The sequence below is a fragment of the Cellulomonas olei genome (assembly GCF_039548315.1).
Lineage (GTDB): Bacteria > Actinomycetota > Actinomycetes > Actinomycetales > Cellulomonadaceae > Cellulomonas.
In genome coordinates this window covers 13,734-32,775 of sequence record NZ_JBCLVN010000052.1, presented here as the reverse complement: position 1 = coordinate 32,775, position 19,042 = coordinate 13,734, and the positions used below count along the sequence as shown (strand labels likewise).

Below are 19,042 nucleotides of genomic sequence, written 5' to 3'. Positions count from 1 at the left end.
GCGCCGCCCGCACCCCGCGCTCCGTGCGGCCGGCGCGGCCGAACCCGGGCCGGCCCCGGCCGGTGCGCGCGGCCCGCGCGTCCCGCAGCGCCGCGGGGTCCCACGGCCCGGGTGCCTGCAGCCGGAACCGCAGCGCGACCAGCCGCGTGCCGAGCACCACGAGGACGGCGACCACCTCGGTGCCGACCGACAGCGCGTCCTGGTGCCACAGCACCGCCACGAGCAGGGCCCCGAGCACCGACGGGATCGCGTAGAGCTGGCGCTGGTGCAGCACCACCGGGACCTCGCCGGTCAGCAGGTCGCGCAGCACGCCGCCGCCCACGCCCGTGATCACGCCCGCGCACACGGCGGCGGTCGCCCCGGTGCCGTACTCGAGGGCCTTGATCGTCCCGACGACCGTGAACAGGGCGAGCGCGCCCGCGTCGAGCACCAGCACGAACCGGCGCAGCCGGCCCAGGCCCGGGTGCGCCGCCCACGTCACCAGCCCCGCGACGCACGCGCACACCACGAACTCCCACTGCGCGATGCCGACCGGCGGCACGGCCCCGATGAGGACGTCGCGCATGATGCCGCCGCCCAGCCCCGCGGCCCACGCCAGCACCACGATGCCGAAGATGTCGAACCCCTTGCGCACCGCGGCCAGGCCGCCGGACAGTGCACCCACGAAGACGCCGAGCAGCTCGAGCACGGGTTGCAGCGGGAGGTCCACGGACACAGGGGTGATCATGGCAGCCGGGGAGTTGGACGGCGCACCGCCCAGCCTCCGCGGGATCGGGGCCGGGCGATGGCAGGCTCGTCGCGGACGATGGGAGAGGTGATGGCCGAGCTGGAGCTGATCGGGCTGCACGAGGACGGGGAACACCTCGTGCTCGCCGCGGCCGACGGGCAGCGCTACCGCCTGCGCATCGACGAGCCGTTGCGTGCCGCCGTGCGCCGCGACCGCCCGCAGCTGGAGCAGATCCGCGCGGAGCAGTCGGGGGTGCCGAGCCCGCGGGAGATCCAGGCGCGCGTGCGCGCGGGGCAGTCCGCCGAGCAGATCGCGGAGGAGTCGGGCCTGGCGGTGGAGCACGTGCGCCGGTTCGAGGGTCCTGTGCTCGCCGAGCGCGAGTTCGTGGCCGAGCAGGCCCGGGCGACCCGCGTCGGGCGGGACGTGGGCGCGCCGGTGCTGGGCGACCTGGTCGTGGACCGGCTCGCCGCGCGGGGCGTCGACCCCGAGGGCGTCGAGTGGGACGCGTACCGCGAGACCGGCGCCGGCTGGACGGTCGTCGCGCGGTTCCGCGTGGAGGACGACGCCCGCGAGGCGCGCTGGGCGTACGACGCGTCCGCCCGGGCCGTGCACGCCGAGGAGGACGAGGCCCGCTGGCTGTCCGAGACGGAGATCGCCGACGGCCCCGTGCCGCGGCGCCACCTGTCGGCGGTGCGCGACCTCGTGTACGACGTCGACGCCGACGTGCGGCCCGTGCTCGCGGCCGTGGACGGACCGGCGCCCGCGGAGCCGGCCGAGGACCCGGTGGACGACCTGCGCGCGACGAGCGAGCTGCTCGACGACCTGCGGGCGCGCCGCGGCGTCCGCCAGGCGCTCGAGCTCGACGAGGACGAGGACGACCCGTTCGGCGGCTTCGGGCCGCAGCACGCGTTCGACTTCGGCCAGCTCGGCGACGAGCCCGCCGCGGAGGCGCCCGGCGCGCACCCCATGGACGTCGCCCCTGCCGCGGAGGCCCGCATCTACCCCGCGCCCGCGCGGACGCGGGACGCCGAGGAGCCGGCGACGCCCGTCGCCCTGGAGCCCGGCGAGCAGCCGCCGGCCGACCGCGCGACGGGCACGGCCCCGGACGCGGACGCGGCGCCGCGCGCCGAGGAGCGCGAGGCCCGTCCCCGCAGCAGCCGCCGCGGCCGGCCGAAGGTGCCGAGCTGGGACGAGATCGTCTTCGGGGCCAAGCCGGAGTAGAGGCCCGGGCCGGGGCGGCTCAGTCGCCGGCGAGGTCCAGCGTCTGGGGTGACATCGTCCCGGCGCGCGAGCTCCGGGCCGTCATCCGCATCCGGTGGTGCTTCCGGCAGAGCACCTCGTAGCCGACGGCGTCCTCGTCGTCCGGCACCGCGACGTCGCCGACCACCACCTGGGCGCCCTCGACCACCATGATCCCGTGCTCCGTGCGCGCGTTGTGCGTGGCCCGGGCGCCGCACCAGCACAGCGCCTGCACCTGGAGCGACTCGACGCGGTCGGCGAGCTCCAGGAGCCGCGCCGACCCGGCGAACAGCCGGGTGCGGAAGTCCGTCGTGATCCCGAACGCGAACACGTCGGCCCCGAGCTCGTCCACCACGCGCCCGAGCTGGTCGACCTGCTCCGCCGAGTAGAACTGCGCCTCGTCGCAGATGAGGAAGTCGACGGCCCGCCCGCCCGTGCGGCGCGCGACGACCTCCGCCCAGAAGTCGGTGGTGTCCGTGACCTCGTGCGCGGGCACCGACAGGCCAAGCCGGGAGGACAGCCGGTGCTCCCCCGCCCGGTCGTTGCGGGTGAACAGCACGCCGTCGCGACCGCGCGCCTGGTGGTTGTGGTGCATCTGCAGCGCCAGGGTGGACTTGCCGCAGTCCATCGTGCCGCAGAAGAAGACCAGCTCTGCCACGCTCTCCTCGTTCCGTTCCTGTGCGTCGCGGTCAGGTGTGCACGGCCAGCAGCGGCACCCGGACCTCGGCCGGCGTCAGCGAGCCGTGGACGCCGACGAGCTGCAGCGACGCCGGCGTCTGCGTCCGGGAGTCCACCACGGTGGCGCGGCCGGTGGTCGCGACGACGAGGTCGCCGATCAGCGGCCGCACGTGCTCGGAGACCGTCCCGAAGAGGCCGGCGCCGACGGCGACGTCGCCGGTGAGCACCACCGCGGCGTCGCCCAGCACGTCCGCCCAGCGCTCCGCGGCCGCCTCCGGGTCGGCCCCGGGCCGCAGGTGGACGTGCAGCGCGCGCGGCTCCCCCGCGACCAGCTCGACGTCCTGCGCGAGCCCCGCGCTGGTGGCCACGTCCCAGCGCCGCGCCGGGTCGACGTCGACCATCCCGTGGTCGGCGGTGACGACGACGGACGCGCCGCGCGGCAGGGACCGCACGAGGCGGCGCAGCTCGCCGTCGAGCGCCGAGAGCTCGTCGCCCCACTGCCAGGAGCCGCAGCCCTCGTGGTGACCGGTCTTGTCCACGTCGCCCCAGTACAGGTACACCAGGCCCGGCTCGCGCAGCAGCCGCAGCGCGGCGTCGACCCGGGCGGCGAGCGGCTCGGCCGCCCGGTACCCCCCGCCGCGCAGCGCCGCCTCCGTGAGGCCGGAGCCCATGAACTTCGCGGGCCCGACCGTGGTCACCGTGACGCCGTGCGCGACGAGGCGCTCGAAGACCGTGCGCTCGCGCTGCCACTCCCGGGCGGGCCCCAGGCCGTCCCACGACACCATGTTCGCGAGCCGCCCGTCGCGCGGGTTGCGGACCGTGTAGCCGACGAGCCCGGTGCGCCCGGGCGCGGTGCCTGTGCCGAAGCTGCCCATCGACGCCGCGGTGGTGGACGGGTACCCGGCGGACAGCGCCGAGGCGCCGTCGAGCAGCGACCGCAGGAACGGCGCGTGGCCGGCGCGCTCGGCGAGGTTCTCGTAGCCCAGGCCGTCGACGAGCACGACGCAGACGCGGTGCGTCGGCTGCAGGCCGAGCTGGGCCCGGCGCTCCGGGCCCTCCGGCACGGGCGCGCCGAGCGCGTCGGCGACGGCGGGCAGCAGCCCGGACAGCGACGGACCCCGGTAGTCCGGCAGCACGAGCCCCGCGTCCGCGAGCCGGGCCGGCACGGTGGACGACGTGGCGGTCGTCATGTCAGCGTGCGCTCGCCGCGGACAGGCGCCGCGCGAACGCCACGGCGTCCCGGACGGCACCGGCGCCCTCGGCCACCGCGCTCACGCGGACGACCACGTCGTCGGGGGTCAGCGTCCCGGTCAGGCCGTGGTCGGCCTCGCACTGCGGGTCGCCGCACTGCGCGGGCTCCAGGTCCACGCGCGAGACCGCGCCCCACCCGATCGCCAGCGTCAGCTCGGTGGCGGGGTCGCCGGGACGGTGCTGCTCGGGCGAGCCGAGCACGTGCGTCAGCGCGACGGACCGCAGCTCCGACAGCGGGACGGCCTCCGTGGTGGCCGCGGCGCTCGCCGAGGGGTGCTCGCTGTCCGCCGGGTGGTCGTCCACGTGCGCGACGACCAGGCGGGTGGGCGTCAGCGCGAGCACGGTGACGTGCCGGCGCACCTCGGAGGCGTCGAACGTCGTCTCCGGGTGCACGAGGTGGGCCTCGACGGGTTCGTCGGCGAGCGCGACGTCGAGCACGTCGGCCACCAGCTCGGGGTAGTACCCCGCGCGGTGCAGGTCGCGGAGCAGGTCGGTGGACGGTGCGGGCACCACGACATCCTCCCACCGACCGGGGCGGCCCGTCACACCGTCCGCCCGCGGGCACGACGCGCCGCGTGCCCGCCGCTCATGCGGGCAGCGCCCGGCGCGGCCCGTCGGCGCGCGCGGCCGTCCCGACCCGCGCCGTCGCGCCGAGCACGTACGCCCCCCGCTCCGCGACGACGACCGGGTTGAGCTCGAGCGCGAGCAGCTCCGGGAGGTTGTCCGCGAGCACGGACACGCGCGCCAGCACGTCCTCGAGCGCGGCCACGTCCAGCGGCGGGACGCCGCGGTAGCCGAAGAGCCGGGCGGAGGACCGCGGGGCGCGCACCATCTCGGACACGTCGACGTCGGTGAGCGGCGTCACGGCGTACGCCAGGTCGCCCAGCAGGTCGGTGGTGTCGCCGCCGAGGCCGAACCCGAGCACCGGGCCGAACAGCGGGTCCTCCGACGAGCGGATGACGGTCGCGACGCCGTGCGGGGCCATCGCCTGGACCTCCAGGGGCGCGCGGCCCTCCGCGGGTGCGTGCGGGGCGGCGAGCTCGAGCACCTGGGCGACGTCGGCGCGCAGCTCCGCGGCGTCGTGCACGTCCAGCCGCACGCCGCCCAGGTCGGAGCGGTGCCGCAGGGCGGGCACGGTGGACTTCAGAGCGACCGGCCAGCCGAGCCGCTCGGCGGCGGCGACCGCCTCGTCGGCGTCGTGCACCGGCACCGACGCCAGGACGTGCACGCCGGCGAGCGCGAGCAGCTCCGCCGTGCGGTCGGGCCCGAGGTCGAGCACCGCCGGACGGCCCGCCTCCTCGAGCCAGGAGTCGATCAGGCGCCGCGCGGTGCGCGCGTGCACGCCCTGCGGGTGCACCAGGGTGCCGCGGTCCCCGGACCGCCACGCCGCGTACCGCACCGCCTGCCCGAGGGCGAGCACCGCGTCCTCGGGCGTGGTGTACGCGGGCACGGTGCGCAGCAGGCCGTCGGCGTCGGGCGCCGTCAGCTGCGGCGTCGCGCCGTGCAGCCCCAGCAGGCACGCCACCGACGTGCGACCCGACCCGGCGGCGGCCCGGGCCAGCGCCTGCGCGACCCGGTCGTCGCGCGGGCCGGCGGTGGGCACGTGCACGGTGACCACGACGTCGACCCCGGGGTCGGCGTACACGTCGCCGAACGCGCGGGCGACCCGCTCCTCGTCCGCGTCCTCGGGGAGGATCACCGCCTCCCCCGCGACCGTCAGACCGGCGGTCACGACCGCCTCCTGCACGAGCGCCGCCATCGACGGCGACGACGCCACCACCGCGGCGCGCCCGCCGGGCGGCAGGGGCTGCAGCGCGAACAGCTGGGCCGCCTCGAGCATCTGGTGCGTGTTGTCGACCAGCACGACGCCGGAGCGGCGCATCACCTCGTCGAGCGTCCGGCGCGGCGCCTGGGTGGGCCGCACGGCGTGGCCGGGCGGCACGACGTGCCCGGAGCGCCCCGCGGTGACCACCACGACCGGCTTGACCCGGGCCAGCCGGCGGGCCACCCGGGAGAACTTGCGCGGGTTGCCGATCGACTCCAGGTAGAGCGCGACGACGTCGGTGCCGTCGTCGTCCTGCCAGAACTGCATGAGGTCGTTGCCCGACACGTCGGCGCGGTTGCCCGCCGACACCAGGTGGGCCAGGCCGAGGTGCCGGCGGCGCACGGACCCGAGCAGCGACACCGCCGCCGGGGCGGACTGGCAGAACAACCCGATCCGCCCCGCGGGCGGCGGGTCCTCGGTCAGGGAGGCGTTCAGCAGCCCTCCCGCGGCGTGCGACAGCAGACCGTAAGAGACGGGACCCACGACGCGCATGCCGGCCGCGTGCGCGGTGCGCAGCAGGGCCCGCTGCAGCGCCAGGCCGGTCGGCCCGGTCTCCGCGAAGCCCGCGGACAGCACCACGACGCCCCGCACCCCCAGCCGTCCGAGCGAGCGCACCGCGACGACCGCGTCCGCGGCGGGCAGCGCGAGCACGGCCAGGTCCACCGGACCGGGCACCGCGTCCAGGTCCGGCCACGTCCGCACGGCCACCGGCGTGCCGGGCTCCGGGGCGCGCCCGACCACGTGCACCTGGACAGGCTCCGCCGGACCCGCGGGCTCGACGACGGCGCCCGTGCGGTGCTCCGGCTCCCCCGGCCCGTGCACCCCTCCGGCCGCGAGGTCCGCGAGCACGCGGGACGCCAGGAGGTCCGGCAGGGACCCGGGCTCCGCGTCGGGCGACGTCAGCACCAGCACCGAGCGCGCGGCGAGCAGCCCCTGCACGCTGCGCGACTCCGCGGTGTGCTCGCGCGCCGCGGTCACCGCCAGCGACCGGTCCGTGGGGTGGATGTCGAACGACACCGTGACCACGCCGTCCTCGAGCCGCTGCTGCAGCGTGTAGCCGGCCTCGCGGAACACCGCGATCATGCGGCCGTTCTGCGGCAGCACGTCGGCGGTGAAGCGGCGCACCCCGCGCTCGCGCGCCGCGGCGGCCAGGTGCTCCAGCAGCACGGAGCCGAGCCCGCGACCGTGGTGCGCGTCGGCGATGTTGAACGCGACCTCCGCCTCGTCCGGCCCGACGCGGTCGTAGCGCGCGACGCCGATGATCGCGTCGTCCCCGGTCACGGCCACCAGCGCCACCCGGTCGTGGTGGTCGACCTGGGTGAACCGGGCCAGGTCGCGGTCCGGGAGGCGCTCCAGCGGCGCGAAGAACCGCAGGAAGGTCGACGCCTCGGACTGCGCGACGTGGAACGCCTGGAGCGCGGCGGCGTCCTCCGGCCGGATCGGGCGGACGTGGGTCGTGCTGCCGTCCCGCAGCACGACGTCGGCCTCCCAGCTCTCCGGGTACCCGACGGGCGCGGCGTCGTCCCGCGGCTCGTCGGCGCGCGTGTCCCCGGTGACCTCCGCCATGCGCACGAGCCTAACGGGGCCGGGCCCGCGCGTCGTGGTCGTCCCCAGGGCCGCCGGACGGGGACAATGGGCCGTCACCCACCGCCGATCCCGGGAGCCGCATCCGCATGGCGCGCCGCAGCAGCACCCCCGACGTCCCGCCGGAGGACGTCGTCGAGCGCATCGTCGACATCGACGTCGCGACCGAGATGGAGGGCTCGTTCCTCGAGTACGCGTACTCCGTCATCTACTCGCGCGCGCTCCCGGACGCCCGCGACGGCCTCAAGCCCGTGCAGCGGCGGATCCTGTTCCAGATGCACGACATGGGCCTGCGGCCCGACCGCGCGCACGTGAAGTCGGCCCGCGTGGTCGGCGAGGTCATGGGCAAGCTGCACCCCCACGGCGACGCCGCGATCTACGACGCGATGGTCCGGATGGCGCAGCCGTTCTCGCTGCGGCTGCCCCTGGTCGACGGGCACGGCAACTTCGGCTCGCTCGACGACGGCCCGGCGGCGCCCCGGTACACCGAGGCGCGCATGGCTCCCGCCGCGCTCGCGATGACCGCCGGGCTCGACGAGGACGTCGTCGACTTCGTGCCGAACTACGACAACAAGCTCACCCAGCCGGGCGTGCTCCCGTCGGCCATCCCCAACCTGCTCGTGAACGGGGCGTCCGGCATCGCGGTCGGCATGGCGACCAACATGGCGCCGCACAACCTCGTCGAGGTCGTCGCGGCCGCCCGGCACCTGGTGCTGCACCCGGACGCGACGCTCGAGGAGCTCATGCGGTTCGTCCCGGGCCCCGACCTGCCCTCGGGCGGCAAGATCGTCGGGCTCGACGGGGTGCGCGACGCGTACCGCACCGGGCGCGGGGCGTTCCGCACCCGCGCCACCGCCCGCATCGAGAACGTCACGCCGCGCCGCAAGGGCATCGTCGTCACCGAGCTGCCGTACACGGTCGGTCCCGAGAAGGTCATCGAGAAGATCAAGGAGGGCGTGCAGTCCAAGAAGCTCTCCGGCATCTCGGACGCGCTCGACCTCACCGACCGCCAGCACGGGCTGCGCCTGGTCATCGAGGTCAAGACCGGGTTCAACCCCGAGGCCGTCCTGGAGCAGCTCTACCGGTACACGCCGCTCGAGGACTCGTTCTCCATCAACAACGTCGCGCTCGTCGACGGGCAGCCCCGCACGCTCGGGCTGCGCGACCTGCTGCAGGTCTGGGTCGAGCACCGCATCTCCGTGGTCCGCCGCCGCAGCCAGTTCCGGCTGACCCGCAAGCGCGAGCGCCTGCACCTCGTGGAGGGCCTGCTCGTCGCGATCCTCGACATCGACGAGGTCATCCAGGTCATCCGGTCGTCCGACGACGCGGAGACCGCCCGCACCCGCCTGCGCGACGTCTTCGACCTGTCGGAGCCGCAGGCCGAGTACATCCTCGAGCTCCGGCTGCGCCGCCTGACGCGGTTCTCGCGCATCGAGCTGGAGAAGGAGCGCGACGAGCTGGCCGAGCAGATCGCGGCCCTCGAGGCGCTCCTGGCGGACGAGGGCCTGCTGCGCGGCGCCGTGTCCGACGAGATGGCGGAGGTCGCCGCCACGTACGGCACGCCCCGCCGGACGATCCTGCTCGAGTCCGCCGGCGGGTCGGTGACGGCCGCGGAGGGCGCACCGGCGCCCCGCTCGGCGCGCGGAGCGGCACCGGCCCTGTCGCTCGAGATCGAGGACTCGCCCTGCTGCGCGCTGCTCTCCGCGACCGGGCTCGTGGCCCGCACGGCGGGCACCGACGTCGCGCTGCGACCCGCGCCCGGCGCCGGGCGCTCCCGGCACGACGTGCTCGCGGGCGCCGTCCCGGCGACGGTCCGCGGCGAGGTGGGCGTCCTCACCTCCCGCGGCGTCGTGCGCCGGGTCTCCGTGCTGGACCTGCCCGCGCTGCCCCCGACGGACGGCGCGCCGAACCTGTCCGGCGGCCTGCCCCTGCCGGAGCTGCTCGCCCTCGACGCGGGCGAGCGGGTCGTCGGGCTGGTGCCGGTCACCGCGGACGCGCCGACCCTGGCGCTCGGGACCGCGCAGGGCGTCGTCAAGCGGGTCACGCCGGGCGAGCCCCCGGCCAACCGCGACTCCTGGGAGGTCGTGGCGCTCAAGGACGGCGACGAGGTGGTCGGCTGCGCGACCGTGGGCGAGGAGGACGAGCTGGTCTTCGTCGCGTCCGACGCGGCGCTCCTGCACTTCCCCGCCGCGTCGGTCCGGCCGCAGGGCCGCCCGGCCGGCGGCATGGCCGGCATCAAGCTCGCACCCGGCGCGCGGGTGGTGCACTTCGGCGCGCTGCCCGCGGGCAGCGACCCGGACGGGACCGTCGTGGTCACGGTGGCCGGGACCTCCGACGCCCTGCCCGGCACGCAGGCCGGCACGGCCAAGGTGACGCCGTTCGGGCGGTTCCCGGGCAAGGGCCGGGCCACCGGCGGCGTCCGGGCGCACCGGTTCCTCAAGGGCGAGGACGCGCTGTTCCTCGCCTGGGCCGGCCCGGCGCCGGCGCGCGCCACCGGGTCCGCCGGCCAGCCCGTCGACCTGCCGGAGCCGGACGACCGGCGCGACGGCTCGGGGCAGCCGCTCGCCGCGCCGCCGGTCGCGATCGGCTGAGCCCGGGGGCCGGCTGAGCCCGGGGGCCCGGCCGACGGCCGGGCCGCCGTCAGCGGCCGAGGCAGGCCGCCGCGACCCGGGCGCGCACCAGCGCCGCGATCTCCTCGAGCGAGCGCACCTGCGCGGCGTCCAGCGGTCCGAGCAGCAGGTCGCCGACCATGACCCGCCGGGTGGCCTGCGCCGCGCGCGCCGCGGCCGTCCCCGCCTCGGTCAGCGCGACGACGGTCCCGCGGGCGTCCTGACGGTCGCGGCTGCGCGTGACCAGCCCGCGCAGCTCCATGCGGCGCAGCTGGTGCGACACCCGGCTGTCCTGCCACTCCGCGGCGGCGGCCAGGTCCTTGGCGCGCAGGCCCGGCTCGCCCGCCGCGAGCAGGGGCTCCAGCAGCTCCAGGTCCGCCACGGAGACGCCCGCCTCCGCCCCGAGCCCCCGCTCGAGCGCGGTGAAGAACTCCCGGGACAGGCCCAGGTACGCCCGCCAGGTCGCGTCCTGCGGGAGCTGCTCCTCCGCCGCGTGCGCCGCCGCCATGCGGCTCAGCGTAGAACCACCGGACCCCGCGCGGGGCCGGAAACCACCGGCCGCCCGCTACAGCTCGATCGTCAGGAGACGCGAGCCGTGCGTGACCTCGTACCCGAGGTCGGCGTACAGCCCGTGCGCCCCCGACGGGTTCGCGGTGTCGACGTCGAGCTCGGCGTACTGGATGCCGTCCTCCCGGTAGGCCTCCATCACGGCGGTGAGCAGCGCGACCGCCAGCCCGCGACCGCGCCACGCGCGCCGCACCCCGAGCAGCTCCGTGTAGCCGGAGGTGTAGCCGGCGACCGGCCAGTCCTGCTCGTACCGGCCCGAGAGCGCGTAGCCGGCGACCTCGCCGGTGGCCTCGTCCACGGCCACCCGGCTCCAGGCGGGCGCGAACATCGAGCGGCCGTGCTGCCACGCCTCCGGGGTGCGCGGCTCGCTGCCCCAGTGGTCCGCGAACGCCTCGTTGTGGGCGAGCCGCACCGCCTCGTCGAGCTCCGGGGTCCACGGGACGACGCGGACGCCCTCCGTGCGGCGCACCTCCGGCAGCGGAGCCGCCAGGTCGCGGCGCATCTCGGCGTAGTACCGCACCGGCGTGAAGCCCGCCGCGGCGTACAGCCCCAGCGCGTCGGCGCGGTGGTCCTCGACGTAGGCGCCGATCCGGCCCGGCACCTCCTTGCCGGACGCCGCGAGCAGCTGCCGCGCCCGGCCGGTGCCCCAGGCGACGAGCGCCCGGCCGACGCCCCGTCCGCGGTGCGACGGGTCCACGCCGCCGGACAGGTGCGCGCGGACCACGCGCAGGTCACCGGGGTGGGACTCGACGACCATCCACGCGCGCGGCTCGCCGTCGGCGTCCAGGCCGACGCGGGTGTCGGCGGCGACGTCCTTCCAGTCCCCGTCGAACCACTCGTCGACCTCGGCCTCGGCGGTGCGTGCCGGCGCCTCGTCGGCCTCCTCCGTCCGCGCGACCAGGGCGAAGAGGGCAGGCACGTCGTCCCGGCGCAGCGCCCGCCAGGTCAGCCCCGTGGCGGCCGGGTCGGGCTCCGGCAGCACCGCGGGCGCTGCGGCGCGCTCCGCGATGGGTGCCAGGGCGTGCTCGGTCGTCGGTCGCGTCGTGGTCATGCGTCCACGGTGCCTGACGGCGCCGTCGATGTCATCCGAGATAGCGCGTGCCCCCGCGCGCGGTCAGGCGTCGATCTGGGAGGCGTCGAGGGTCGCGGCGCCGGCCACGATGAAGTCCTTCCGCGGTGCGACGTCCGAGCCCATGAGCAGCTCGAAGGTCTCCTCCGCGCTGCGGACCAGCGCGTCCGCGCTCTCGGCGGCCGGCAGGGTGACGCGGCGCAGCGTGCGGAACCGCGGGTCCATCGTCGTCTCCGAGAGCTGGTCGGCGTCCATCTCGCCCAGACCCTTGTAGCGCTGGATGTCCTCCTTGTAGCGCTTGCCGGCCCGGTCGAGTTTCTTCAGCGTCGCCGCGAGCTCGGCCTCCGAGTACGTGTAGATGTACTCGTTCTTGCGGCTGCCGGCGCCGATCACCTCGATGCGGTGCAGCGGCGGGACCGCCGCGTACACCCGCCCGGCCTCGACCAGCGGGCGCATGTAGCGGAAGAACAGCGTCAGCAGCAGCGTGCGGATGTGCGCGCCGTCGACGTCGGCGTCGGTCATCAGCACGACCTTGCCGTACCGGGCGGCGTCCAGGTCGAACGTGCGGCCGGACCCGGCGCCGATCACCTGGATGATCGCCGCGCACTCCGCGTTGCGCAGCATGTCGGAGATGGACGCCTTCTGGACGTTGAGGATCTTGCCGCGGATCGGCAGGAGCGCCTGGAAGTCCGACGACCGCGCGAGCTTCGCCGTCCCGAGCGCGCTGTCGCCCTCGACGATGAACAGCTCGCTGCGGCCGACGTCGTCGCTGCGGCAGTCGGCCAGCTTCGCGGGCAGCGACGAGGACTCCAGGGCCGTCTTGCGGCGGGAGATCTCCTTCTGCTTGCGGGCCGAGACGCGTGCCCGCATCTCCCCCACGACCTTGTCGAGCAGCGCCGCCGACTGGGCCTTGTGCTCCCGCTTGCTCGAGGTGAGGATCGCGGCGAGCTCGGTGTCGACGACCTTCGCGACGATGCCCCGCACCGGGGCGGTGCCCAGGACCTCCTTCGTCTGGCCCTCGAACTGCGGCTCCGCGAGCCGCACGGTCACGACGGCCGTCAGGCCCGCCAGCACGTCGTCCTTCTCGATGCGGTCGCTGCCGTCCTTCGCGGAGATCTTCAGCCGGCGGGCGTTCGCGTCCACCTGCTTGCGCAGCGTCCGCAGCAGCGCCGTCTCGAACCCGGCCAGGTGCGAGCCGCCCTTCGGCGTCGCGATGATGTTGACGAACGTGCGGACCTCGGTCTCGTAGCCCGTGCCCCAGCGCAGCGCGATGTCGACCTCGCAGTCCCGCTGCACCTCCTGCGGCGTCATGTGGCCGCGCGCGTCCAGCACCGGGACCGTCTCCGTGAACGACCCGGAGCCCGTGAGCTTCCAGGTGTCCGTGACGGGGGCGTCGGGGGCGAGGAAGTCGGCGAAGTCGACCGTGCCGCCGTCGTGCCGGAACACCTCCTCGTGCGGGCCCTCCGCGCCCGGCGTCCCGGCCAGCCCGCGCTCGTCGCGCACCGTGATGGTCAGGCCCGGCACCAGGAAGCTGGTCTGCCGCGCGCGGGTCACGAGCTCGTCGTAGGAGAACACCGCGGTCGACGGGAAGATGGTGCGGTCCGCCCAGTAGCGGATGCGGGTGCCCGTGCGGCCCCGCGCGACCTTGCCGACCACGTCCAGCTGCGACCGGGCGACGAACGGCTCGAACGGCGAGTCCGGGGTGCGGCCCGCGCGGTCGTCGAACACGCCCGGCTCGCCCCGGTGGAACGTCATGCGGTGCGTCTTGCCCCCGCGGTCGACCTCGACGTCGAGCCGCTCCGACAGCGCGTTCACCACGGAGGCGCCCACACCGTGCAGACCGCCGGACGCCCCGTAGGACCCGCCGCCGAACTTGCCGCCCGCGTGCAGCTTCGTCAGGACGACCTCGACACCCGTCAGGCCGGTCTTCGGCTCGACGTCGACGGGGATGCCGCGACCCTGGTCGCGGACCTCGACCGACGAGTCCGCGTGCAGGACGATGTCGATCCGGTCGCCGTGCCCCGCGAGCGCCTCGTCGACGGAGTTGTCGATGATCTCCCAGAGGCAGTGCATGAGACCGCGGGAGTCCGTCGACCCGATGTACATGCCCGGGCGCTTGCGGACGGCCTCCAGCCCCTCGAGCACGGACAGGTGGCGGGCGGTGTAGCTGGACTCGGCGGATGCGGTCGACACGGTGCCCGAGCCTAATCGCTCCACCGGGCACTCCCGCGGAGCCATGCCGCGCCGGGAGTGTGCCGGTCGTGTTGCGGCTGTGTGAGCACCGGGTGACTTCTGCTTCGCCCGCAGCGAACCACCCGCTCCCGACGGGAAGGATCCCGGGCCGGGATGGTTGTATGACAACGTGACTGGGACTCTTGAGACCACGACTCCGCTGACTGCAGCCGACCGCTGCGACCGCTGCGGCGCTCAGGCCTACGTCCGCGTGCTGCTGCCCGTGGGCGAGCTGCTGTTCTGCGCGCACCACGCGCGCGAGCACGCGCCGAAGTACTCGCAGCTCGCGACGCACGTCCAGGACGAGACCGACAAGCTCCTCGCCGAGCACGGCGCCGGCGCCGGGGCGCGCTGACCGCACCACGACCCCCGCGGCGCGCCGGGACCGCGCGACGCCGCCACCGCACCACCACGACGGGCCCGCCCGGCCGAGAAGCCGGGCGGGCCCGTTCGCGTCCGCAGGCCCGGCGAGGAGCCCGGCACACGAACGGCCCCTCCCCGACCGCGTGGTCGAGGAGGGGCCGTCCTGCTGCCCCGGGGGGCTCAGTCGAGGTAGTCGCGCAGCACCTGCGAGCGGCTGGGGTGCCGCAGCTTCGACATGGTCTTGGACTCGATCTGACGGATCCGCTCGCGGGTCACGCCGTAGACCTTGCCGATCTCGTCGAGGGTCTTCGGCTGGCCGTCGGTCAGGCCGAAGCGCATCGACACGACGCCGGCCTCCCGCTCGGACAGCGTGTCGAGGACCTGGTGCAGCTGCTCCTGCAGCAGCGTGAAGCTCACCGCGTCGGCGGGCACCACGGCCTCGGAGTCCTCGATGAGGTCACCGAACTCGCTGTCGCCGTCCTCGCCGAGCGGGGTGTGCAGCGAGATGGGCTCGCGTCCGTACTTCTGGACCTCGACGACCTTCTCGGGGGTCATGTCGAGCTCCTTGGCGAGCTCCTCGGGCGTCGGCTCCCGGCCGAGGTCCTGGAGCATCTGCCGCTGGACGCGGGCGAGCTTGTTGATGACCTCGACCATGTGCACCGGGATGCGGATGGTGCGCGCCTGGTCGGCCATCGCGCGGGTGATCGCCTGGCGGATCCACCACGTGGCGTACGTCGAGAACTTGTAGCCCTTGGTGTAGTCGAACTTCTCGACCGCGCGGATCAGACCGAGGTTGCCCTCCTGGATCAGGTCCAGGAACAGCATGCCGCGGCCGGTGTAGCGCTTCGCCAGGGACACCACGAGGCGGAGGTTCGCCTCGAGCAGGTGGTTCTTGGCCCGTCGGCCGTCCTGCGCGATCCACTGCAGCTCGCGGCGCGCCTTCGGCTCCAGGTCGTCGCCGACAGCGGCGAGGCGCTCCTCGGCGAACAGGCCGGCCTCGATGCGCTTGGCGAGCTCGACCTCCTGCTCGGCGTTCAGCAGCGCGACCTTGCCGATCTGCTTGAGGTAGTCCTTGACCGGGTCGGCGGTCGCACCGGCGGTCACGACCTGCTGCGCGGGCGCGTCGTCCTCGTCGCGGTCGGAGACGACGAAGCCGACGTCCTCGGTCTCCTCGTCCGCCTTGGGGGTCGCGGCGGCGGGCGTCGCGGGCGTCTCGGTGTCGCCGTCCTCGGTGGACTCGTCGTCACCGTCCGTGGCGGCGTCCGCCGGGTCGATCTCGACGTCCTCGATCTCGACCTCGTCCGGCTCGACGTCCTCGTCCTCGATGTCGTCCTCGGCCTTGCCTGCGGCCTTGACGGGCTTCGCGGTCGCGGCCTTGCCGGTGGTGGTCTTCTTCGCCGCGGGCTTGGCCGCGGCACGCTTGCGGGGCGCCGGCTTGGCGTCGTCGCCGTCCTCCGACACGACGGCCTTGGTGGACGGCCGGGCCTTCGCGGTGGTGGCGGCCGCGACGCGCGTCGTGGCCGCGGTGGGCTCGGAGACCGAGATCCCGGCGTTGGCCAGACCGCGCACGACGGCCTTCAGCCGCTTGGCGTCCTCCACCTGCGCGGCCTCGCAGGCCGAGCGCAGCGCGGCGGCGTCGACGCTCCCGCTGGTGCGCCCGCGGCGGACGAGGTCCTGCAGGGCGGGGTGCTCGAACTCGCGCGGAAGGGTGGGGGTGGAAGTCTGGGGCGTCACGAATGACCTTTCGGCAGCAAAGGGACCCGGTTCGGCGCATCGGGTACCTCGATATTGTACCGGCCGCACCCACGGCGGAGCATCGCCCGGGGGTGGCGAGACCCTGGCCGGCGCGGCAGGTGACCCTGTCGTGAGTGCTCAACGCGCGGGTCGCCCGGAGGATTCCCGCAGGCCCGCCCCGGGCGTGTCACCACGGGGGCCCGGGATCGCCTCGCGAGGACTGCCCGCGGGCCACGGGACACGCACCCGCAGGGGCTCCCCGACCACGCAGGACGTGCGCACGCGAGAGCCCGGCGGGCCACACGGGACGCGCACACGCCCGAGCCCGGCGCGGGCGCGGGCGCCGCCGAAGCGCGGCAGCGGAGCACCGCTGAGGCGCAACCTCGCCCCGGCAGCACCGGCGTCCCCGGACCCGCGTCCGGCGGCGCGATCCCCCGCGTCGCGGCGGGCGTGCCCGGGGCGCGCGAGGTCAGCTCGGGTCGGGCTTCACCGCGAGGACGGGGCACGGCGAGTCGAGCAGGATCCGCTGGGCGTTGGCGCCGAGGATGAGCTTGCCCACCGGGCTGCGACGGCGCAGCCCGATGACGATGAGCGTGGCGCCGGTCTCCTCGGCGGTGCCGATGAGGTCCTCGGCGACGTCGCGACCGCCGGCGATCACGCGGATGTCGTGCGGGATGCCCCGCGACTCCAGCGAGCTGCGCACGTCGTCGAGCGAGGCGGACAGCTCGGAGCGCTGCTCGTCGCTCTCGTCCCCCCGCTCGCTGACGACCACGACGAGCGGCTCCGACCGGCGCACGGCCTCGCCCGTCGCGGCGGCCAGGGCGGCACGCCCCTCGACCGTCGCCAGGTACCCGACCACGATGCTCATGGGTGCTCCTCGCACGTGTTGCTCGGCGTCCGTCGCCGGCAACGCGAGGACATCGCTCGGGTGCGGCTGCGGACCGTGGTCCGACGGTACCGGAACGCGCCGCACCCGCACGACAGCGCCGGGCCGCTCAGCAGCGACGACGCAGCCACCCCGGGGCCAGCCCGACACCGAGCGCCCGGTCCAGGAGCTCGGCCAGCCGGTGGGACGGGTCCTCCGCGAGCGCCCGGTCGACCAGCAGCCGCGCCCGGATCGCGTCGCCCGCCCACCAGGCGAGCAGCGCCAGCAGCGTGCACGCGGGTGCCTGCCGGCCCGTGCGACCGTGGGCCACGACGGCCTCGAGCACCGCGCGCGCTGTCGACGCGACGTCCTCCCGAGGCTCCTCGGCGTGCTCGGGCTCGAGGAGCACGTCCAGCGTGCGCCGCACCGCCGCGGACACGGATGCCGCGTCGGCGGGAGCGACCTCCGGCCCGCGGGCGCCGTCGTCCGCGTCCGACGCCGCGGCGGAGTCCGCACCCCCGGCACCGGGCACGCCCGTCGTGCCACGTCCGGCCGGACGCGCGTCCGTGGCATCGCCCTGCGTCCCCCGAGCGCCGTCCCCCACGCCGGATGCACCGTCGACGGTCCCGGCGCCGCCCGCGGCTGTCGACGCGTCGCCCCTCACACCCGCGCCATCCCCGACCGTCGCGGCAGCTGCCCCGGGCGTCGGCCCGCCGTCCGCCGCGTCCGCGCCGTCGGAGTGCGGGAGGTGTCGCAGCAACGCATCCGGGAGGGTCGCCTCCGGCCGGATCAGGGTGAGCACCACCGCGTCCCGCACGGTCGTGTCCTCGAGCGCGGCCTCGATGCGACCGAGCTGGGCGGGACTCAGGTCGACGCCCTCGCCCGGCGACCGGTGCACGTCGGCGACGGCAGCGCGCCAGGCCCGGAGCGAGCGCTCCCTCCAGCCGAGCAGCGCCTCCGGGCCGGACGCACGCAGCCGGGCGTCCGTCCACCGGGACCTGGCGGCGGCTGCTGAGCGCCGGCGGCCCGCGGGTGCCACGGGGACGGCGGCGAGCTCCGTACGCCGGGGCAGCGGCCGGGCGCGGGCCACCGGGCCGGCGATCCCGCCCGGCTCCAGCTCCGCGAGCGGTCGCCCGCCGGGCGGGCAGCACGCCGCGTCGCGGCACGTCAGTCCCAGGTACCGACCCTGCGCCACCATCCAGGTCGTGACCGGCCCGAGGTGCTCCAGCGCCGCCCGGGCCGACTCGGCCGCCCGCTGCGTGTCGGCACCTCCGACGGCGCCCGATCCGGGCGGGAGGTCGCGCGGGTCGCCCTCGGTGCTGTAGACGACGACCACGACCTCCACCGCGTGGTCGGCCGCGAGGTGCCCGGCGACGTCGTCGAGCAGGTCCGGACCTGCCGGGCTGAGGACGTCGTCCAGGTCGATCCTGGCCACGAGGCCGATGCTGCGTCCCGGACCGCGGAGCCCGACGGCGACCAGGCACTCCTCGGGGCGGAAACCGAGCTGGTACGGCAGCGCTCCGAGCAGCTCCGGGGTGGGGTGGGGACGCTGCTGCGCAGGCGCGAGCCGGGTGGCGCCCCGCCCGCGGGTGTCCGCCGCGGGTGGCGTCGCGCTCGCCGCCGCGCTCGGCGCCGTGGTCGTGGTCGTGGTCGTGGTGGTCATGGCGTCACTCCACCGCGGCACCGGCCCGTCGCGGCATGCCGGCGCCGGCGCGCTGGGGACGATGCACCGGCAACAGCCCTGTGGAGGACTCGGCGCCCGCCCGGGGAGCGGCGCTACTGTGACCGCGTGCTCGTCCGACCTGCCACCGCTCTGCTGGTGCTCGCGGTCCTGTCGACGGCGGCCTGCGCGGACGACGACCCGGCGCCCGCCCCCACCACCCTCGTGAGCCCGGACCCCGCGCCCGCGCCGACGGAGTCCCTGCTGCCCAGCCCGACGGCCACCGGCTCGCAGGTCGGGGGGCTGGCGCCCGGCTTCCCGTCCGAGCTGGTGGCTCCGCCCGAGGGCAGCGACATCCTCGTCTCGAGCGCCGAGCCGGACGCGGCGACGGGCCTCACGACGATCAGCCTCAACCTCCGCAGCCCGCTGGGCACGGACGCACTGGTGCAGGACGTGCGCGACCAGCTCGCGGCCGCCGGCTTCACGGAGACGGTCGTGGACCCGGGCACCTCGGGGCTGGCCGCCTCGTCCACGTTCGTGCGCGGGGACCAGGCCGACGAGATCCTGACGCTCGGCGTGCTGGACCGCGACGGCGTCCGCACGCTCACCCTGGGCGGGTCCGTCCGCCTCTGAGGCCCT

The 19,042-nt window shown here is 75.9% G+C and carries 15 protein-coding genes; 4 read left to right on the top strand and 11 right to left on the bottom strand.

The features are described from left to right. A partial coding sequence (locus AAHH18_RS14760) for a trimeric intracellular cation channel family protein (RefSeq protein WP_343302124.1) occupies nucleotides 1–715 on the bottom strand: 715 nt, incomplete at its 3' end. 102 nt (nucleotides 716–817) lie between these two features. Here AAHH18_RS14760 and sepH point away from each other — a divergent pair. Then, nucleotides 818–1,948 carry a septation protein SepH gene (gene sepH, locus AAHH18_RS14755; protein ID WP_343302123.1) on the top strand — a complete coding sequence of 377 codons (1,131 nt, stop codon included), beginning with the start codon at nucleotides 818–820 and terminating at the stop codon, nucleotides 1,946–1,948. 19 nt (nucleotides 1,949–1,967) lie between these two features. Here the strand turns inward: sepH and AAHH18_RS14750 are convergent, their stop codons facing one another. From AAHH18_RS14750 to AAHH18_RS14735, 4 genes are all read right to left on the bottom strand, one after another. Beyond that, a complete protein-coding gene (locus AAHH18_RS14750; protein ID WP_283320567.1) occupies nucleotides 1,968–2,624 on the bottom strand; it encodes a thymidine kinase in 657 nt (218 codons plus the stop codon). A gap of 31 nt (nucleotides 2,625–2,655) precedes the next feature. Further along, nucleotides 2,656–3,834 carry an alkaline phosphatase family protein gene (locus AAHH18_RS14745; RefSeq protein WP_343302122.1) on the bottom strand — a complete coding sequence of 393 codons (1,179 nt, stop codon included), beginning with the start codon at nucleotides 3,832–3,834 and terminating at the stop codon, nucleotides 2,656–2,658. 1 nt (nucleotide 3,835) lies between these two features. Next, entirely contained in the window at nucleotides 3,836–4,405 is a 570-nt protein-coding gene (locus AAHH18_RS14740) for a DUF5998 family protein (RefSeq protein ID WP_283320569.1), read from the bottom strand. A 76-nt stretch (nucleotides 4,406–4,481) separates the two neighbouring features. After that, nucleotides 4,482–7,286, bottom strand: coding sequence for a bifunctional acetate--CoA ligase family protein/GNAT family N-acetyltransferase (locus tag AAHH18_RS14735; protein ID WP_343302121.1), 2,805 nt, complete (start codon nucleotides 7,284–7,286; stop codon nucleotides 4,482–4,484). 107 nt (nucleotides 7,287–7,393) lie between these two features. Here AAHH18_RS14735 and AAHH18_RS14730 point away from each other — a divergent pair, with 107 nt between their 5' ends. Next, the gene (locus tag AAHH18_RS14730) at nucleotides 7,394–9,895 is read left to right on the top strand and encodes a DNA gyrase/topoisomerase IV subunit A (RefSeq protein ID WP_343302120.1); all 2,502 of its coding nucleotides are present in this window, start codon (nucleotides 7,394–7,396) and stop codon (nucleotides 9,893–9,895) included. A gap of 49 nt (nucleotides 9,896–9,944) precedes the next feature. Here AAHH18_RS14730 and AAHH18_RS14725 read toward each other — a convergent pair whose 3' ends face one another. The 3 genes from AAHH18_RS14725 to AAHH18_RS14715 all read right to left on the bottom strand — a co-directional run bounded on the left by AAHH18_RS14725 (nucleotide 9,945) and on the right by AAHH18_RS14715 (nucleotide 13,787). After that, entirely contained in the window at nucleotides 9,945–10,421 is a 477-nt protein-coding gene (locus AAHH18_RS14725) for a MarR family transcriptional regulator (RefSeq protein ID WP_283320572.1), read from the bottom strand. 57 nt (nucleotides 10,422–10,478) lie between these two features. Next, entirely contained in the window at nucleotides 10,479–11,531 is a 1,053-nt protein-coding gene (locus tag AAHH18_RS14720; RefSeq protein ID WP_343302119.1) for a GNAT family N-acetyltransferase, read from the bottom strand. A 63-nt stretch (nucleotides 11,532–11,594) separates the two neighbouring features. Beyond that, a complete protein-coding gene (locus tag AAHH18_RS14715) occupies nucleotides 11,595–13,787 on the bottom strand; it encodes a DNA gyrase/topoisomerase IV subunit B (protein WP_459349147.1) in 2,193 nt (730 codons plus the stop codon). A 124-nt stretch (nucleotides 13,788–13,911) separates the two neighbouring features. Here AAHH18_RS14715 and AAHH18_RS14710 point away from each other — a divergent pair, with 124 nt between their 5' ends. Further along, on the top strand, nucleotides 13,912–14,136 hold the full coding sequence (locus AAHH18_RS14710; RefSeq protein WP_343302118.1) for a DUF7455 domain-containing protein: 225 nt from the start codon (nucleotides 13,912–13,914) through the stop codon (nucleotides 14,134–14,136). Nucleotides 14,137–14,324: 188 nt separating this feature from the next. Here AAHH18_RS14710 and AAHH18_RS14705 read toward each other — a convergent pair whose 3' ends face one another. The 3 genes from AAHH18_RS14705 to AAHH18_RS14695 all read right to left on the bottom strand — a co-directional run bounded on the left by AAHH18_RS14705 (nucleotide 14,325) and on the right by AAHH18_RS14695 (nucleotide 18,406). Continuing rightward, a complete protein-coding gene (locus AAHH18_RS14705) occupies nucleotides 14,325–15,878 on the bottom strand; it encodes an RNA polymerase sigma factor (protein ID WP_343302117.1) in 1,554 nt (517 codons plus the stop codon). A 469-nt stretch (nucleotides 15,879–16,347) separates the two neighbouring features. Beyond that, nucleotides 16,348–16,746 (bottom strand): universal stress protein, encoded by a 399-nt coding sequence (locus AAHH18_RS14700; RefSeq protein ID WP_283320577.1) that lies wholly within the window; start codon nucleotides 16,744–16,746, stop codon nucleotides 16,348–16,350. A gap of 127 nt (nucleotides 16,747–16,873) precedes the next feature. Beyond that, entirely contained in the window at nucleotides 16,874–18,406 is a 1,533-nt protein-coding gene (locus tag AAHH18_RS14695; RefSeq protein WP_343302116.1) for a DUF4192 family protein, read from the bottom strand. A 126-nt stretch (nucleotides 18,407–18,532) separates the two neighbouring features. Here AAHH18_RS14695 and AAHH18_RS14690 point away from each other — a divergent pair, with 126 nt between their 5' ends. Next, nucleotides 18,533–19,036 carry a hypothetical protein gene (locus AAHH18_RS14690; protein WP_343302115.1) on the top strand — a complete coding sequence of 168 codons (504 nt, stop codon included), beginning with the start codon at nucleotides 18,533–18,535 and terminating at the stop codon, nucleotides 19,034–19,036. The last annotated feature ends 6 nt before the right edge of the window (nucleotides 19,037–19,042 follow it).

What these genes read in the sequence shown, in the direction of transcription:
- sepH (WP_343302123.1), top strand. Translation starts at nt 818, where the DNA reads ATGGCCGAGCTGGAGCTGATCGGGCTGCACGAGGACGGGGAACACCTC.
- AAHH18_RS14745 (WP_343302122.1), bottom strand. Translation starts at nt 3,834, where the DNA reads ATGACGACCGCCACGTCGTCCACCGTGCCGGCCCGGCTCGCGGACGCG.
- AAHH18_RS14735 (WP_343302121.1), bottom strand. Translation starts at nt 7,286, where the DNA reads ATGGCGGAGGTCACCGGGGACACGCGCGCCGACGAGCCGCGGGACGAC.
- AAHH18_RS14730 (WP_343302120.1), top strand. Translation starts at nt 7,394, where the DNA reads ATGGCGCGCCGCAGCAGCACCCCCGACGTCCCGCCGGAGGACGTCGTC.
- AAHH18_RS14725 (WP_283320572.1), bottom strand. Translation starts at nt 10,421, where the DNA reads ATGGCGGCGGCGCACGCGGCGGAGGAGCAGCTCCCGCAGGACGCGACC.
- AAHH18_RS14720 (WP_343302119.1), bottom strand. Translation starts at nt 11,531, where the DNA reads ATGACCACGACGCGACCGACGACCGAGCACGCCCTGGCACCCATCGCG.
- AAHH18_RS14715 (WP_459349147.1), bottom strand. Translation starts at nt 13,787, where the DNA reads ATGGCTCCGCGGGAGTGCCCGGTGGAGCGATTAGGCTCGGGCACCGTG.
- AAHH18_RS14700 (WP_283320577.1), bottom strand. Translation starts at nt 16,746, where the DNA reads ATGAGCATCGTGGTCGGGTACCTGGCGACGGTCGAGGGGCGTGCCGCC.
- AAHH18_RS14695 (WP_343302116.1), bottom strand. Translation starts at nt 18,406, where the DNA reads ATGACCACCACGACCACGACCACGACCACGGCGCCGAGCGCGGCGGCG.